The organism is Castellaniella sp. (genome assembly GCF_034675845.1).
GTDB lineage: Bacteria > Pseudomonadota > Gammaproteobacteria > Burkholderiales > Burkholderiaceae_B > Castellaniella.
This window is the reverse complement of sequence record NZ_JAUCCU010000001.1, coordinates 363,338-378,829: the sequence shown is the minus strand read 5'-3', so window position 1 is coordinate 378,829 and position 15,492 is coordinate 363,338. Positions and strand designations below refer to the sequence as shown.

At 59.6% G+C, this 15,492-nt stretch carries 16 protein-coding genes; 8 read left to right on the top strand and 8 right to left on the bottom strand.

Going from position 1 to position 15,492, the window contains the following annotated elements; all coding sequences use genetic code 11:
- Positions 1 to 28 precede the first annotated feature (28 nt).
- The 8 genes from flgG to VDP81_RS01835 all read left to right on the top strand — a co-directional run bounded on the left by flgG (position 29) and on the right by VDP81_RS01835 (position 9,795).
- On the top strand, positions 29 to 814 hold the full coding sequence (gene flgG, locus VDP81_RS01870) for a flagellar basal-body rod protein FlgG (RefSeq protein WP_323011375.1): 786 nt from the start codon (positions 29 to 31) through the stop codon (positions 812 to 814).
- Positions 815 to 819: 5 nt separating this feature from the next.
- On the top strand, positions 820 to 1,518 hold the full coding sequence (locus VDP81_RS01865) for a flagellar basal body L-ring protein FlgH (protein ID WP_323011374.1): 699 nt from the start codon (positions 820 to 822) through the stop codon (positions 1,516 to 1,518).
- A 16-nt stretch (positions 1,519 to 1,534) separates the two neighbouring features.
- The gene (locus VDP81_RS01860; RefSeq protein WP_323011373.1) at positions 1,535 to 2,644 is read left to right on the top strand and encodes a flagellar basal body P-ring protein FlgI; all 1,110 of its coding nucleotides are present in this window, start codon (positions 1,535 to 1,537) and stop codon (positions 2,642 to 2,644) included.
- 3 nt (positions 2,645 to 2,647) lie between these two features.
- Positions 2,648 to 3,610, top strand: a complete 963-nt coding sequence (flgJ, locus tag VDP81_RS01855) for a flagellar assembly peptidoglycan hydrolase FlgJ (RefSeq protein WP_323011372.1) — start codon at positions 2,648 to 2,650, stop codon at positions 3,608 to 3,610.
- Between the two features lie 242 nt (positions 3,611 to 3,852).
- A complete protein-coding gene (gene flgK / locus VDP81_RS01850) occupies positions 3,853 to 5,829 on the top strand; it encodes a flagellar hook-associated protein FlgK (RefSeq protein ID WP_323011371.1) in 1,977 nt (658 codons plus the stop codon).
- 26 nt (positions 5,830 to 5,855) lie between these two features.
- Entirely contained in the window at positions 5,856 to 7,082 is a 1,227-nt protein-coding gene (flgL, locus tag VDP81_RS01845) for a flagellar hook-associated protein FlgL (RefSeq protein WP_323011370.1), read from the top strand.
- 140 nt (positions 7,083 to 7,222) lie between these two features.
- Positions 7,223 to 9,124 (top strand): methyl-accepting chemotaxis protein, encoded by a 1,902-nt coding sequence (locus VDP81_RS01840; protein WP_323011369.1) that lies wholly within the window; start codon positions 7,223 to 7,225, stop codon positions 9,122 to 9,124.
- A gap of 2 nt (positions 9,125 to 9,126) precedes the next feature.
- On the top strand, positions 9,127 to 9,795 hold the full coding sequence (locus tag VDP81_RS01835) for a hypothetical protein (RefSeq protein WP_323011368.1): 669 nt from the start codon (positions 9,127 to 9,129) through the stop codon (positions 9,793 to 9,795).
- Between the two features lie 45 nt (positions 9,796 to 9,840).
- Here VDP81_RS01835 and fliR read toward each other — a convergent pair whose 3' ends face one another.
- The 8 genes from fliR to VDP81_RS01795 form a co-directional block, all read right to left on the bottom strand.
- On the bottom strand, positions 9,841 to 10,626 hold the full coding sequence (fliR, locus tag VDP81_RS01830; protein WP_323011367.1) for a flagellar biosynthetic protein FliR: 786 nt from the start codon (positions 10,624 to 10,626) through the stop codon (positions 9,841 to 9,843).
- Positions 10,627 to 10,635: 9 nt separating this feature from the next.
- Entirely contained in the window at positions 10,636 to 10,905 is a 270-nt protein-coding gene (fliQ, locus tag VDP81_RS01825; protein ID WP_323011366.1) for a flagellar biosynthesis protein FliQ, read from the bottom strand.
- A 10-nt stretch (positions 10,906 to 10,915) separates the two neighbouring features.
- Complete coding sequence (fliP, locus tag VDP81_RS01820) at positions 10,916 to 11,653, bottom strand: flagellar type III secretion system pore protein FliP (RefSeq protein ID WP_323012380.1); 738 nt, start codon at positions 11,651 to 11,653, stop codon at positions 10,916 to 10,918.
- A 53-nt stretch (positions 11,654 to 11,706) separates the two neighbouring features.
- Entirely contained in the window at positions 11,707 to 12,033 is a 327-nt protein-coding gene (fliO, locus tag VDP81_RS01815) for a flagellar biosynthetic protein FliO (RefSeq protein ID WP_323011365.1), read from the bottom strand.
- An 8-nt stretch (positions 12,034 to 12,041) separates the two neighbouring features.
- A complete protein-coding gene (fliN, locus tag VDP81_RS01810) occupies positions 12,042 to 12,608 on the bottom strand; it encodes a flagellar motor switch protein FliN (RefSeq protein WP_323011364.1) in 567 nt (188 codons plus the stop codon).
- Positions 12,605 to 13,621 (bottom strand): flagellar motor switch protein FliM, encoded by a 1,017-nt coding sequence (gene fliM, locus VDP81_RS01805; protein WP_323011363.1) that lies wholly within the window; start codon positions 13,619 to 13,621, stop codon positions 12,605 to 12,607. The genes fliN and fliM overlap by 4 nt, the downstream gene beginning before the upstream one ends.
- Entirely contained in the window at positions 13,621 to 14,091 is a 471-nt protein-coding gene (locus VDP81_RS01800) for a flagellar basal body-associated FliL family protein (RefSeq protein WP_323011362.1), read from the bottom strand. Before VDP81_RS01800 ends, fliM begins: the two co-directional genes overlap by 1 nt.
- Before the next feature lie 74 nt (positions 14,092 to 14,165).
- Positions 14,166 to 15,485: a flagellar hook-length control protein FliK gene (locus VDP81_RS01795; protein WP_323011361.1), complete on the bottom strand. Its 1,320-nt coding sequence runs from the start codon at positions 15,483 to 15,485 to the stop codon at positions 14,166 to 14,168.
- Positions 15,486 to 15,492: the final 7 nt, after the last annotated feature.

The following is a 15,492-nucleotide window of genomic DNA, read 5'->3' as shown; positions in this document are numbered from 1 at the left end:
CGCTGTCTTCTGAACAGGATTCTTCCTCATGATACGTTCCCTGTGGATCGCCAAGACCGGCCTGGAAACCCAGCAAACCGGCATGGACGTGATTTCCAATAACCTGGCCAACGTCAATACCACAGGCTTCAAACGCAGCCGCGCAGTGTTTGAAGACCTGATGTATCAGACTATGCGCCAGCCGGGTGCCACGGTGGGGGCGGCCAATCAGTTGCCTTCGGGTCTGCAGTTGGGCACCGGAGCCCGCGTGGTCGCCACCGAACGCATCCACACCCAGGGCAACGTCAAGGAAACCGGCAATTCACTGGATGCCGCCATCCAGGGTAATGGCTTTTTGCAGGTGGAACTGCCCGACGGGACTTTTGCCTATACCCGCGACGGCAGTATGCAGCGCGATCAGAACGGCATGCTGGTGACGGCAGGCGGCTATCCCATTCAGCCAGGCATCAATATCCCGGACAATGCCTTGTCGATTTCCATTGCTCGCGATGGCACGGTATCAGTGACCCAACCGGGGGCCATTGGCACCAATGTTGAAATCGGCCAACTGCAGCTCTCTACCTTCATCAATCCCACCGGCTTGCAAAGCATGGGCGAAAACCTGTACGCGGAAACCGATGCCTCCGGGCAGGCCAACGTGCTGCAGCCTGGCCTGGATGGTGCCGGCACACTGGTGCAGAACTACGTCGAAACCTCCAACGTCAACGTGGCGGAGGAACTGGTCAATATGATTACGACCCAGCGCGCCTTCGAAATGAACAGCAAGGCGGTGCAGACCTCCGACCAGATGCTGGCCCGTCTGACCCAGCTGTAATCAGGATGTCCATGAAGGGCTTGCGTCGAATTGTCGGATCTTGGGTGGCGTTGGCCACCCTGTTGTTGTCCGGGTGCGCCCTGGTGCCGCCCGAACCCGTCGTGACGGGGCCGCTGACTGCAGCGCCGCCCACCCCGCTGCCCCCGTCGGCGGTCGCCAATGGTTCTATTTACCAGCCGACGGCATATGGCAATTATCCCCTGTTCGAGGACCGTCGTCCGCGCAATGTGGGGGATATCGTCACCATTGTCATCCAGGAAAAAACCAATGCGGCAAAAAGCGTGGATACCAGCACGGATCGCAGCAGCAGCGCCAGCATGGGGATCACCCTGGCCCCCGCCGTCCTGCCCACCAACCTGGGGCCCAAACAGAACTTCGAGGCCAGCGGTGGCAATGCGTCCCAGGGCAAGGGTTCCAGCAGCGCCACCAATGTATTCAGCGGCACTTTGACCACGACAGTGGTGGGTGTGCTGCCCAATGGCAACCTGCAGATTGCGGGTGAAAAACAGATCGCCATCAATCGCGGCAGCGAGTACGTGCGGTTTTCCGGTGTGGTGGACCCGCGATCCATCACGGGCAGCAATACGGTGCCATCAACCCAGGTGGCCGATGCCCGCATCGAATACCGTAGCAAGGGTGTGATGGACGAAGTCCAGACCATGGGCTGGCTGCAGCGGTTCTTCCTGAATATCGCCCCCTTCTGAGTTTTATCCTATGTCCATGCGTGTCATCCTTGCACAGTTAATGATCGCTCTGGGGTTGCTGTCCACCACCGCAGTGGCTCAGGCCGAGCGCATCAAGGATCTGGCGTCCTTTACCGGGGTGCGGGAAAATCAATTGATCGGTTATGGCTTGGTGGTGGGGCTGGACGGCAGCGGCGATCAGGTGCGCCAGACGCCATTCACCCAGCAAAGCCTGACCAATATGCTGTCCCAGTTGGGTGTGACCGTGCCCCAGGGCACCAATATGCAGGTTAAGAATGTCGCCGCTGTCATGGTGACGACGCGCCTGCCCGCCTTTGCCCAGCCAGGCCAGACTCTGGATGTGGTGGTGTCCTCCATGGGCAATGCCAAAAGCCTGCGTGGCGGCACCCTATTGATGACGCCCATGAAGGGGGCCAATGGCCAGGTCTATGCCCTGGCACAGGGCAATCTGTTAGTGGGCGGGGCAGGAGCCTCGCAAGGCGGGGCCAGCGTGCAGGTCAATCAGCTCAATGGCGGCATCATCCCCGAGGGTGCGATTGTCGAGCGCGGCGTGCCCACTACCTATGTCCAGGACGGTATGGTGCAACTGGAACTCAGCACCAGCGACTTCGCGGTGGCACAGAACGTGGTGGCGGCTTTGAACCGTCGTTTCGGGGCGAATACCGCTACGGCTCTGAATAGCCGCTCTATCCAGTTGCAGGTTCCGATGGACCCCAAATCCCAACTGGCATTTTTGTCGCAAGTCGAAAACCTGCAAGTCAGCCTGCCGCCTGCTCGTGCCCGGGTGGTCATCAATGCGCGGACGGGGTCGGTGGTCATGAATCGCACCGTGATCATTGACGAGGCCGCGATTGCCTATGGCAATCTGTCCGTCACCATCAGTCCGCAGCAGCAGGTCAGCCAGCCCAATACGCCTTTTGGGGGCGGCGAGACCGTGGTCACCAACAATACCGATATTCAGCTGCGCAGTGATAATGGCAGCGTCAAGCATGTCGCCACCAGCGCGAATCTGGCCGATGTGGTGCGCGCCCTGAATTCATTGGGGGCCACACCGCAGGATCTGCTGTCGATTCTGCAAAACCTGAAAAGCGCGGGTGCTTTGCGTGCCGATCTGGAGGTCATTTAAGCCATGACGTTTGTCTCGCACACCCCGCTTCCGCAGATGGATGCCGCGCCGTCGGCGCTGGACTTCAATCATCTGAATACGCTGAAACGTGGCGTCCAGGCGAACCCCCAGTCTCAGGATCAGCAGCGTCAGGTGGCGCAGCAGTTCGAGGCCATGTTCATTCAGCTCTTGATGAAGCAGGCCCGCCAGACGTCAAACCAGATGCCGTCGTTGCTGGATTCGCAGACTTCGCGCATGATGCAGAGCATGTCGGACGAGCAGATGTCCCTGGCGCTGGCCAACCCTGGCATCGGCTTGGCAGACGCCTTGATGGCGCAGATGCAGGGTGGGGTGCTGAATAAGCCCGTCGATCCGCTGGCCAATCCCCCCGAGGCCGCCCGTTCCCGTCTGCCGTGGCTGCAGTCGCGTATCGGCCAAGACCAGGCAGCAGGGTCCATCAGCGCGCTGATTGACTTCCTGGGCCGTAAGGACCTGGGCCAGAAAGTACGCGGTGCCATTCAAGGGGCACCCGATCACATCCGCAGCTTTGTGGATCAGATGGCGGTGGCTGCCGATGTGGCCGCCCGCGAAAGCGGCATTCCCGCCAAGTTGATCCTCAGTCAGGCGGCGCTGGAATCCGGTTGGGGGCAGCGCGAAATCCTGCACCCTGATGGCCGCAGCAGTCATAATCTGTTCGGCATCAAGGCGGGTAGCCGCTGGCAGGGCGATGTTGTGCGGGTCATGACGACTGAATATATCGATGGTCAGCCAAAAAAAATGCAGCAGACCTTCCGCGCGTATGATTCTTATGCGGATTCTTTTGCAGATTATGCGGATCTGCTGGGCCAGAATGAACGCTATAGCGCCGTGCTGACCGCCCGCAGTGCCGAGGACGCTGCCCGCAAGGTTCAGGCCGCCGGCTACGCCACCGACCCTTCCTATGCCGACAAGCTGATCAGCATCATGGGTTATTTCAACGCCCGTTGACGCGTTGATGAACAGGCGAATCAGTCAAGCAGGTCAATCGCTGGCGGGGGTGGGGGGCTTGTCTCTGCGCCGACTGAAAGCAGTGCTGGGCATGCAGGTGCTTCTGGGCGACGCGCGCACAGCCTCATTTGCCTGGCGGTGTGGCCTACTCTAAATTTTCAGCCTGATCTGCCGTAATCCTGGAAGTAAAATGTTCCTGGGGTGTCGATCCGGCATTCCATCAACCCACAGGATTGCAGCATATGAATTTGGCAAATCTGGGCAAGGCAGGCCTGCTGGTCGCCCAAAATCGACTGGCCACGGCTGGACACAACATCAATAACGCGGCCACTGCCGGTTTCAATCGCCAGACCGTGTTGTCTCAGACTGCTGGTGCTACCCCCACTTCTGCGGGCTGGATCGGGCGTGGGGTGCAGGCGGTCAGCGTCATGCGCTCATATGACAATTTCCTGTATACCCAGCTGACTGGCTCCATCACCAAGGGTGCGGCGCTCAAGACCTACGGTGATCAAGTCGCGCAGGTCAATAACCTGTTCGCTGATCGCACTGTGGGGATTTCGCCCAATATTCAGCAGTTTTTCAACGCCCTGGAAGCCGTAGCCACCGCCCCTGCCGATGTGGCGGGCCGCCAGGAATTGCTGGGCCGCGCCAACAGCCTGGCCACCCAGGTGCGCGATGCCAATGCGTTTCTGGACGATCAGCGCAAAAACGTCAATACCCAGATCACCACCACGGTCACCCAGGTCAACAGCTACCTGGATCGCATTCTGGACATGAACCGCCAGATCACCACGGCGCAGGCCACCAATCCCGGCCAGCCGCCCAACGATTTGTTGGATCAACGAGATCAACTAGCCGCCGAACTCGGCCAGTTGGTGGATGTGCAGGTTTACGAACAAGACGGCCGCTTCAATATCACCATCGGCAATGGCCAGACAGTGCTGGGCGGGGATACGGTCTATCACCTGCAGGCACGTCCGTCGGCGGCTGATCCCAGCCGGACTGTGGTCAACTACACCGTGCCGGGCGGCGGCGGTACGCCTCTGCTGGTCGAAATGCCGGACAAGTACCTGACCGGCGGCAAACTGGGCGGGCTGCTGACCTTCCGCTCGGATGTGCTGGATGTTACTCAGAATGATCTGGGGCGCATCGCGCTGGGTATTTCCATGACGATCAATGCCCAGCATATGCAGGGCTATGACCCATCTGGCGAAAAGGGCGGGTATTTTTTCACCAATAATAATGGTGTGACCGGTGCCAGGGCGCAGGCTGCGGCGGGTAATGCCGGCACCGGTGTACCCACGCTGTCTGTCACTGATCCTACGCGGGTACCCAATCAGGCCTATACCGTGACCTACGATGGGACAAACTACACGGTATCGAAGCAACCTGAGGCGGGTGCGGCGGGCGGGACGACGACCTTTGCGGGGCCGACAGGCACCTTTGATGGCGTCAACTTTGATTTCACAGGTGTCGCGTCTGCCGCCGACGATTCATGGGATGTTCAACTGTCCAGCCCCCCCTTGGCCAAAGTCATTGGCGACGAAAAAAATGTGGCGGGTGCAGGCAATCCGGTGGCCTCCATTCAGGATATCTCCAAGGTCACCAACCAGGATTATCAGCTGAAATTCGACACAGCCAGCAGCACCTACAGTGTCACCCGGATTCCCGAAGGGACTGTATTGGGTACGATTCCTCAGAATGGCAAAGCCACCTTTGATGGCGTCGAAATCGACACGGCAGGCATGGCCCCAGGCAATGGCAACACCTGGTTGATCCAGCCCACGCGTGCCGCCGCAGGCGAACTGGACATGGCCTTGACTGATCCGTCCAAGTTTGCTGCTGCTGGCTGGAATGCCGCCGACAATGCCCCGGCAGGTTCCGCCAACGGCGACAACGCCTTGAAGCTGGCTCAACTGCGTTCAACCAAGACCCTGGGGGGACTGCCTGGCAGCACGACAGGCACCATGGACCTGAACGAGGCCTATTCTCAGTTGGTCAACGGGGTGGCGGTCAAGACCCAGTCCAACGGCACGGCCCAAAAGGCTCAAGAAAGTCTGATTCAACAAAACTATTCTGCTCAGCAGGCGGTGTCCGGGGTCAATCTGGACGAGGAATACATCAATATTCAGCGTTTCCAGGAGCAATACCGCGCCGCCGCGCGTCTGATCGATACGGCGTCCACCCTGTTTGATACCTTGCTGTCTTTGCGCAGCTGATTCACCCCGTCTTAAAGGAAACCATTATGCGCATCAGCTCCAGCCTCATGTTTCAGACGGGTCTGAACACCATCAATGCCCAGCAGTCCGACCTGATGCATCTCTATCAGCAGATCGGCTCGGGTCAGCGTATGGTCACTCCCGCAGATGATCCGCTGGCGGCGGCCCAGGCCATCAATCTGTCCCAGGCGCAGTCGCAAAACCTGCGTTATGCGGATAATCGCTCGGTCGCCACCCGCAATCTGGCGACCGAGGAAGACGCCCTGAACACCCTGACTCTGTTACTGCAGGATGTGCAGACGCGCCTGGTGCAGGCGGGTAACGGCACCCTGTCGGACGCTGATCGTCAGACTTTGGCCAATGTGTTGCAGAATGCGCGCAATACTGCCATCGGCATTGCCAATACGCGGGACGGTAATGGGCAATATCTATTTTCTGGTTCGCAGGGGTCGCAGCCTGCTTTTGGGGATGATGGCACCTATCACGGCGATAGTTTGCAGCGTCAGATCCAGGCCGACGCCACCCGCCAGATTGCGGGTAGCGATGTGGGGACGGACATTTTCCAGCGTTCCCAGCCTGGCACCTTGGCATATACCTCGTCGGCAGCCGGTACCAATACGGGCACAGTTGTGCTGGGTGGGCCTTATATCGCGGATCGGGCGCAGAACGCTGATGCGCGTTATTCCTTTGATCTGACATTTACTTCTGCGACTACCTTTGATGTCACAATCACGGATAACAGCACAGGCACCAGCACAACAAATGCTGGACAAAATCTGCTTGCAGGCGCTACGGAAGTCGATCTGGGCAATGGCACCAAGGTTCAGTTCTCAGGCACGCCAGCCGCTGGCGATACGTTTCAGGTCGATCCCCTGAAGACCCAGAATGCCAATATGTTTCAGACCTTCGATAATTTGATCGCGGCCCTGAATGCTCCTTCCCAAGGGGATGTTGCGGCAACCGCCAATCTGCGCAACGTTCTGAATACCAGCATGCAGAAGTTTTCCACAGCCTACGATAACGTCCTGACGGTGCGCTCGTCCGTCGGTGCCCGCATGAACGAACTCGAAGCCCTGGACAATAGCGGCGCCCAGCGCAACCTGGGTTTTCGCCAGGCTCTGTCAGGTCTGGAAGATCTGGATTATTATGAGGCCACCACTCAGCTTAGCCTGCGCAAAATCGCCCTCGAGGGCGCAGGCTTGGCCTTCCAGACTATCCAGAACCTTAGCTTGTTCAATCTGGGACGCGGCTGATGGGTGATTGATCGATAAGCTCAGGTCCGTCGACCACGGACTGATGCATTCTCAACAAATAGGGCCTACCAGGCCCTATTTTCGTAGATAAAAACCGGCAGACATATGGCATGCTGGATAAAAACATAAAGAGAGGTGACATGAAATTCCGTATTCCCCGATTCCGTGGCATGACCTTATCCCTACGTGCCCGCCTGACTCTGGTCGTGGGCCTGCTGTCTTTATTGACATTTCTGGCAGTGGGTGGCGCCTGGTTTGTCCAGCAACAAAGCCAGCGCACTGTGGCCCAGTTGGCTGCGGTTGGGGTACAGGCCAATTCTGATGTGAAAAATGCCCTGATTTATGCCCAACAGGCAGCCACCCAAGTTGAAGGCGCCCTGGGTATTGCCAATGAAAAACAACGCCTCTGGGAACTTGGCCAGGCAGACCAGTTATTGAAGCGTTCGCGGGATCATATGCAAGCCATGCTGGGTGCAGGGTTGCTGACTGGCTCTCAGGGCGATTCTCTGCAGCATATCCTGGACGCCAACTTCAAGGACTACTGGACGCAGGTAGAGCAACTGCGCGATCTGGCGGCCAAACAAGACACCAAAGCCTTCGAGGCGGTCAAGCGGGGTAGGCTGCGCAGTGCTGCACGGGGCATGGATCGGGTGTTCGGGCAGTTCGATCAATACATCACCAACAGCAGCAATGATTCTCGGCAGATGCTGGCGCAGCAGTCCACCTGGTCGAATTATGGCTTTATTGCCTTGCTGGCGGTGGCGCTCATTCTGGCTCTGTTCGCTTACCGTACTCTGATTCGCAATGTGTTGCGACCCTTGCAGGCGGTAGGTCGCCACCTGGAAAAAATGGCAGGCGGCAATCTGGATGTGGCGGTATATCCGCGCTCGCACGATGAAATCGGGCAGCTGCTATTCGGCTTGAAAGACATGCGCGAAGGCTTGGAAACCTTGATTCTGGGCGTGCGTGGCCGCATGGGTCAGATGACGGACGGAACCCGTCGCATTGCGGCGGGCAATCAGGATCTCAGCAGCCGTACTGACCAACAGGCTGCGGCGCTGCAGCAGACGGCTGCCAGCATGGAACAACTGGCCAGTACTGTCAAACAAAATGCGGATCATGCCCAACAGGCCAATCAATTGGCCAGCACGGCGTCTCAGGTCGCTTCCAAGGGGGGGCAGGTCGTCGGTGAAGTCGTCGAGACCATGCAGGGGATATCGGGAAGCTCCCAAAAAATTGCCGATATCGTGGGGGTGATCGACAGCATTGCTTTTCAGACCAATATCCTGGCGCTGAATGCTGCCGTCGAAGCCGCTCGCGCAGGCGAGCAAGGCCGGGGCTTTGCCGTTGTTGCCGCTGAAGTCCGCGCGCTGGCCCAGCGTTCGGCCGGCGCCGCCAAGGAAATCAAGGGGCTGATCGACGATTCGGTCGATCGTGTGCAGGCGGGTTCTGATCAGGTTAACCGCGCGGGCGAAACCATGCAGGAAATCGTCCAGGCTGTCACGCGCGTATCCGACATCATGAGCGAAATCACTGCCGCCACCGTAGAGCAGTCTTCCGGCATCGATCAGGTCAATCTGGCCATCGCCCAGATGGACACGGTTACCCAACAAAACGCGCTGCTGGTGCAGCAGGCCGCGACGGCGGCGGCTTCATTGGAAACATTGACCGCTGAAATTGGTCAGTCTCTGGGGGTGTTTCAACTAAGTCAGCAGGCTCAGGCGTCGCTGGATGACGGACTATCATCCGAAGCATCGGGTGCTTTGACCTCTGTGGCTGCGGATACCCCCGCTGTGCGAACGCCACATGCGCTTCATGAAAAACCAGCCATACGGTCTGCCGCTAAAATACCCCCCGCCAGTGACGCCAAGTCGGTCGCCGCGCGGCCAACGGCTGCCCGCAGTCCGAATAATCGCCTGCCAGCCACGCCTGGGGCAGTCCGATCTCCCCAGCGGCCCGCTGCCGATGGGGCCACTCAGCATCCGGCGCGGGCCTCAGCCGCTCAGGCCACATCCACTACCGACGATTGGGAGGAGTTTTAATCATGCAGCACACAGGGCAATCCATATTTTCCAGCCTGACCCGCCATGCTTGCAGGGCCGGCCTGGTGGCTGCCCTGATGGTGCTGGCCGGTTGCACGGTCACGGGCCAAGGCATTTCCAGCAGCGGCCTGAATAAAATCGTCGAAGGTCGCACCACGATTGCGCAGGCCTCAGTCGATCTGGGGGCTCAGCCGACCAATATCTGGCAGCAGGGCGATACCACGCTGGTACGTTGGGCTTATCTGGGTTCGCTGGCCTATGACGCCGTCTATACGCGCCAAGAAGTGTCGCTGCGTTTCGGCCCCGACGGTACTTTCCAGCGCATGGAAGACAGCGTGAATATTCCGCCGATGTACCGACCCCGCACTGCTGCCGAAGCCGATAAGCTGGCTGGCGGGGCCCCTGCGCCTGTGTCGCTGAACAGCACGGGGGTTGCGCCGATCACGCCCGACCAGAATCTTCCTGCCGCTGATGGCACGATCACGATTCCGGGCAATGGTCCCGATGCCCCTGGTTTTAATGCGTCTTCCTCGTCGTCCGGCCCGGCAGCGACCCCGCAGCCTGTTGTGGCGCCCGCCGCCATTGATTCAAGGAAAAATCCCCAACCCTTGCTGCCTGCTGGCGCCCAGGTCGTCCCCGGCGTTACCTATCCATTACCCGGAAAACCTTGACTTCAGCAGGGGGCATGGCTCCCGTCCCGTGTGCTTGCGGACGGATCATGTTCCCATCAATCCCCGGGCAATCTGCGCCATTGCCTGATAACCGGCCTCGAACAGCTGCATCAGGAATTCGCTGCTGCGCGGCACAACGATGGCCAGCATGATCAGGCCCGTGCTCAGGGTAATCGGAAAGCCCACAGCAAACACGGATAGCTGCTGCGCTGTGCGGTTCAAAATCCCCAGGGACAGGTTGATTGTCTGCAGCACAACCAGTAGTGGCAAGGCCAGCAATAGTCCGATGATCCAGATCTGCCCGCTCCAGTGCATCAGGGCCGCCCAGCCATCGGCATGCAAGGATGCGCCGATGGGCAGCAGCTCGAACGAGCGCGCCAGACCATCGAGCATCAGTAAATGCCCGTTGACGGCCAGAAACAGCAGCATCGCCACCAGATTCAGCAAGCGCGACAGCACGGCGGTATTGGCCCCGGTGGCGGGGTCAAAGAACGAGGCAAAGGCAAGCCCCATGGGCAGGCCGACGAATTCTCCTGCCATCATGGTCGCCGTAAAAATCAGGCGCATGCAAAAGCCCAGCGCCATGCCGATCAGCACCTGCTGCACGGCAATCAACAGGCCTGCATAAGAAGCCGGCGCGATGGCAGGCATGGGTCCGATGACGGGCGCTATGACTAAGGTGATGATGATGGCGATCCCCACCTTGACTCGCACCGGCACAGTTGCTTCGCCCACGATCGGTGCCAGGGCCACCAGTCCGCCTATGCGCAGCAGGGGCCACAGCAAGCCTGTGATCCAGGCGTAAACCTGTTCAAGTTGGAATTCGACCACGAGGCGGAATCAGACAGCCAGGCTGGGAATGGTTTGGATCAGGACGCGGATGTAGTCCACCATCGTGGAAATCAGCCAAGGCCCTAACATGACCAGCGCTGCCCCCACGCCCAGAACCTTGGGGATAAAGGACAAAGTCATTTCATTGATTTGGGTAGCTGCCTGGAAAATGCTGATGATCAGGCCCAGGGATAAGGCCACCAGCAACAGCGGGCCTGCCATCTTCAGGGCAATCAGCATGGCCTGGTAGGTCATGGACATTACTTGCTCGGGGGTCATGGCATGATCCTTATTGGTAAAAGCTGCGTGCCAGCGCCCCCAGCAGCAAATGCCAGCCGTCGGCCAGCACGAACAGCATCAGCTTGAAAGGCAGAGAAATACTGACGGGGGGCACCATCATCATCCCCAGCGCCATCATCAGGCTGGCCACCACCAGGTCGATGATCAGAAAGGGAATGAATATGGTAAACCCAATTTGAAACGCGGTCTTCAATTCGCTGGTGACATAGGCAGGCACCAGGATGCGCAAGGGGATGGCTTCGGGGGTTTCCAGCGGCCCTATATTGGCCATCTCGGCAAATAAGCTGATGTCGGCTTCGCGGGTCTGGCGCAGCATGAAGGTCTTCAGGGGCACCGCACCCCGGTCGATCGCCTGCTCGAAGGATATTTGGTCGGCGGCCAGGGGCTGGTAGGCTTGGGTATAGATTTGGTCGAAGACCGGCGACATGACGAACATCGTCAGAAACAGCGACAGGCCCACCAGAATCGTATTGGGTGGCGATACCCCGGTGCCCAAGGCATTGCGCAGCAGGCCCAGGACGATGATGATGCGGGTGAAGCTGGTCATCATCAACAGGGCTGCAGGCAAGAACGACAGCATGGTCAGCATGACCAGTGTCTGGACGCTGAGCGACCAGGTCTCGCTGCCGTTGGGGCCGGGTGTGCTGGTCAGGGCCGGCAGGGTTGCCTGCGCCAGGGCGTGGCCGGGCCAGGTCAGCCACAGGCAGATACCCAGCAGCACGGCCATGCGTGGCAGCAGGCCGGTGCATGATGACAGCCGGAAAAACAGCGGACTGCGCATCAGGGCCTCGAGGTGGATTGGCTCAGCACCGTGGCGAAATCATCCTGGGTGCTGGGGGAGGCATCTGCGGGTGCTGGGGGAGGCAGGGTATGCAAGATTGAAATTGCCTGAGGGGTTACGCCCAGCACCAGGCGGGTGTCATCGACCTGGATGACGGTGACGCTGCAGCGGGCCCCCAGGCTATGGGTGCCCAGGATACGCAGGGGATTGCTCTTGCTGGCGTGGCGTAGCCAGCCGCTGCGCCGGGCAAACCAGGCCAGCGCCATGATCACGACCAGGACGAACAGCAGCGCGCCAATGACGCGCAGGGTCTGGGCCTGATCCATGGGCGACCTTAGCGACGGTTGTTCAGCCGGGCGATCCGGTCTGAGGGGGTGATGATGTCCGTGACGCGAATGCCATATTTTTCGTCTACAACCACGACTTCGCCTTGGGCGATCAGATAGCCATTGACATAGATGTCCATGGGTTCGCCCGCCAGGCCGTCAAGCTCCACCACCGAGCCTTGGCCCAGTTGGAGGATGTTCTTGATGGTCAGCCGGGTGCGGCCAAGCTCGACGGAGAGCTGGACTGGAATGTCCATGATCATGTCGATATCGCTGTCGCCGTCGGCCATCTGGCTGGCCAGAGGCTGAAATACCTGGGCGGCTGCGGGCTGGGCCACGGGAGTCGGCTGCGTGGGCGTGCTGGCCGGACTGTCTGGCGGAGTGGCAGCTGTCTGCTCGGCCAAGGCAGCAGCCCAGTCGTCTTCGGCGGCAAGGCCGGATGCCTGGGTGGCTTGATCGTGGGCAGAGTCTTGCTGCTCGGCCAAGGCCGCGGCCCAATCATCCTCGAGGTTGCTTGTCGAGGGGGAATCCGCGGGGGTCGGTTCCTGGGGGTCGTCGTCTTTGATATCGCTCATTTTTTAGTGCGGGCTAGCAGTTGTTCGGAATCCCCTGCCGAGGCGAGGATTTTGTGTACGCGCAGGGCGTAGCGGCCATTGGAGGTGCCATAGCCGCATTCGAGTACAGGTACACCACCGACTTGAGCAGTCAGGTCAGGCTGAATATCGATAGGCAGAACGTCGCCGACATTCAGGTGCAGAAGCTCGGCGATGGAAGTTTCGATGCGGGTGAATTCGACGCTGAGTTCGACTTCGGCGCTGCGTACCTCGCGGGAGAGCTGCTGCGTCCAGCGCTGATCGATGGAGTCGGAAGCGGATTGCTGCAGGGGCCGGGTCAGGATGTCGCGGATGGGTTCCAGCATCGAATAAGGCAGGCAGACATTGAGTTTGCCGCCAGAAGATCCGAGTTCGATGTTGAAGGTGGTGAGCACGACGACATCGTTGCCAGAACCGATATTGGCAAATTTGGTGTGCATCTCCGAGCGCATGTATTCGAATTCGATCGGATAGATGTTATCCCAGGCCTGGCCGTAGCATTCCAGTGTCAGACTGAGCAGACGCCGGATGATGCGTTGCTCGGTGTTGGTGAAGTCGCGGCCTTCGACACGCGTGTTGTAGCGGCCATGGCCGCCAAACAGGCTATCGATGACCAGAAAGACCAGGCTGGGATCGAAGGTGAACAGGCCCACGCCGCGCAGGGGCTTCATGGCGACCATGTTCAGGTTGCTGGGCACGGGCAGATTGCGTTCGAAATCCGAATATTTTTGGATTTTGATGGTGTTGACTGTGATGTCTGCATTACGGCGCATGAACCCGAAGAACATGGAGCGCAGGCGTCGGGCAAAGCGTTCGTTGATGAGTTCGAGCGTCTGCATGCGATGACGCACGACGCGGTCAGGCGAACCCAGGTCATAGGGCCGCACGCCGTCTTGCTGCTGTTCAGCCACCGGCTGGGCAGAGGAGTCTTCGCCGGTGACCCCAGCCAGCAGGGCATCGACTTCATCCTGAGAGAGCATGCTTTGGTAGGACATTACTGCACCACAAAGGCCGTGAACAGCACGTCTTCGACGCGGGGGCCAGGCAACTGGGCGGCAAACGAACGCGAGAGATCGGTTTTGAGTGCACTGCTGAGGGCATCGCGGCCCTGAGGTGTTTGAATCTGGACGAGCTGCTGCGCCGATAAAACCTTCAGGATGCGATCACGGACCTCGGGCATATAGTCCTGGATCTGTTTGCGGGATGCTTCGTCATCCAGGCGCAGCGTGATGGCCGTATACAGGATGCGATTGCGTAGTTCACCGTATAAGGTCACGGTAAAGGGTTCAAGCTCGGCGAAGATCGGAGCCTGTATGACAGGCGGTGCGGCCGGAGCCTCGACTGCCGGGGTAGCTTGCACGTCGGGAGTGCTGGCACTGGTGCGATTCAGAAACAGCATCGTCCCGGCCACCGTGGCGCCAATGATGACAATGAGCAGGAGTATGAATTTAAGTAGCCTGAGCATGGTTCCGGTTCAAGGGGTCGCAGAGGTCGAAAGGCTGCATTGTAATGCCTGTATGCAACGGTGTAACAGAATCATCATGCAAAGGTGTCAACCAGTGAATCCGGATGGATGATGCGTTGTGTTGGTGCTGCAGTCCCGGCCGGAATGGATGCAGCGCTATCCGTACTGCCATCCAGGCTGAAAACCGCCCCATCGGTATGGGCTGAGCCTTGGTCGGAGCTCTGCGCAAATTGTTGCTGGCCGGGCTGCTGGTCGCTGACATTGGCCTGACCTAGCGACAGGCCTGACTGAGCCAACTGCTGCTGGAGATGCGGCAGGGCATTTTCGAGGGCCTGACGGACGTTGGCATGGGGCGACACAAAGGCCGCCTGCAGGCTGTCGCCAAGGTGCAAGGTGATATGCACCGGTCCGAGTTCTGGGGGATTGACGTGCATGACGACGGTGTGGTTGCCGACCCCAGCCTGCGTCAGGCTGAGTAACTGGCGGCTGACGTCCTGCGGCCATTGAGGACTGTTGAATGGGGTGGGGACGCTGATTTGCAGGGGCAGAGACGAGCCAGCAGCAGGAGGCGTGGCCGAGGTCATCGGCATGACGTCTAGCGGGATGGTCTGAGGTGTCATCAGCAAGGCATTGCCGGACTGCTGGCCGACTCCAGGGGTCAGGGCCGCGTGGATGACTTGAGCCGCATCGGCCTGGAGGAGGTCGGTGTTTTCAAGGTTGAAGTAGGTGCCAGCCCGCAATGTCTGGTTGGTTTTGATATCTGCTATGGTGCTGGCCGTGGTTGCGGCTGCGCGGCCTGATGATACAGCTGCAGTAAAGCGGGCGGAGACGTCTGTTAGGCCGTGCTCGGGGCGCGTGGCTTGGCGACCGTCGAAAACGTCCCGTGCCTGAGCACTGATCGCAACCGGATTTTGTGATTGCAGTGCGTCAGCCTGTGCCGAGCGTGGGGTTGCCGTGCGGGTACCGGCATCCGCCTGAGTGGCATCATCATCTGTCCGGGCCTGGGCAATCGTTGTGGCGTGCGCTGCGGCTGCGGCTGCGGCGATGTGCCGTCCGGGTGTTTGAGCGATTGCTCGTGCGTCGGCATGACTGTAGCCGATGGAGAAGCGAGTGAGGTTTGCGCTGCTGGGTGCCTGCATCAGAGGTAGAGCGGCAGCGTCCAGAATCAGCGCCAGGGCTTCGTCGGGCCCCAGCGGATCGTGTTTTTTGCTGTCGAGTGCCGCGATTGCACGGGCGTGTGCGCCGGGTTTGGCATCGGGCGACGCAGCGGTGCCACGTTGGCCGGACAAGACATTGGAAAATGCCGTAGATTCAGTCGTGGTGCCGGTGTCGTTGGCGCGAACGGCGCCTTCGACTGGTGTCGGGCTGGATGAGGCTGCAGGAAGCACGGGCATGGTCATG

Bases quoted from the DNA above. Each gene is read 5' to 3' on its own strand.
- flgG (WP_323011375.1), top strand. From the start codon at position 29: ATGATACGTTCCCTGTGGATCGCCAAGACCGGCCTGGAAACCCAGCAA.
- VDP81_RS01865 (WP_323011374.1), top strand. From the start codon at position 820: ATGTCCATGAAGGGCTTGCGTCGAATTGTCGGATCTTGGGTGGCGTTG.
- VDP81_RS01860 (WP_323011373.1), top strand. From the start codon at position 1,535: ATGCGTGTCATCCTTGCACAGTTAATGATCGCTCTGGGGTTGCTGTCC.
- flgJ (WP_323011372.1), top strand. From the start codon at position 2,648: ATGACGTTTGTCTCGCACACCCCGCTTCCGCAGATGGATGCCGCGCCG.
- flgK (WP_323011371.1), top strand. From the start codon at position 3,853: ATGAATTTGGCAAATCTGGGCAAGGCAGGCCTGCTGGTCGCCCAAAAT.
- flgL (WP_323011370.1), top strand. From the start codon at position 5,856: ATGCGCATCAGCTCCAGCCTCATGTTTCAGACGGGTCTGAACACCATC.
- VDP81_RS01840 (WP_323011369.1), top strand. From the start codon at position 7,223: ATGAAATTCCGTATTCCCCGATTCCGTGGCATGACCTTATCCCTACGT.
- VDP81_RS01835 (WP_323011368.1), top strand. From the start codon at position 9,127: ATGCAGCACACAGGGCAATCCATATTTTCCAGCCTGACCCGCCATGCT.
- fliQ (WP_323011366.1), bottom strand. From the start codon at position 10,905: ATGACCCCCGAGCAAGTAATGTCCATGACCTACCAGGCCATGCTGATT.
- fliP (WP_323012380.1), bottom strand. From the start codon at position 11,653: ATGGCCGTGCTGCTGGGTATCTGCCTGTGGCTGACCTGGCCCGGCCAC.
- fliO (WP_323011365.1), bottom strand. From the start codon at position 12,033: ATGGATCAGGCCCAGACCCTGCGCGTCATTGGCGCGCTGCTGTTCGTC.
- fliN (WP_323011364.1), bottom strand. From the start codon at position 12,608: ATGAGCGATATCAAAGACGACGACCCCCAGGAACCGACCCCCGCGGAT.
- fliM (WP_323011363.1), bottom strand. From the start codon at position 13,621: ATGTCCTACCAAAGCATGCTCTCTCAGGATGAAGTCGATGCCCTGCTG.
- VDP81_RS01800 (WP_323011362.1), bottom strand. From the start codon at position 14,091: ATGCTCAGGCTACTTAAATTCATACTCCTGCTCATTGTCATCATTGGC.
- VDP81_RS01795 (WP_323011361.1), bottom strand. From the start codon at position 15,485: ATGCCCGTGCTTCCTGCAGCCTCATCCAGCCCGACACCAGTCGAAGGC.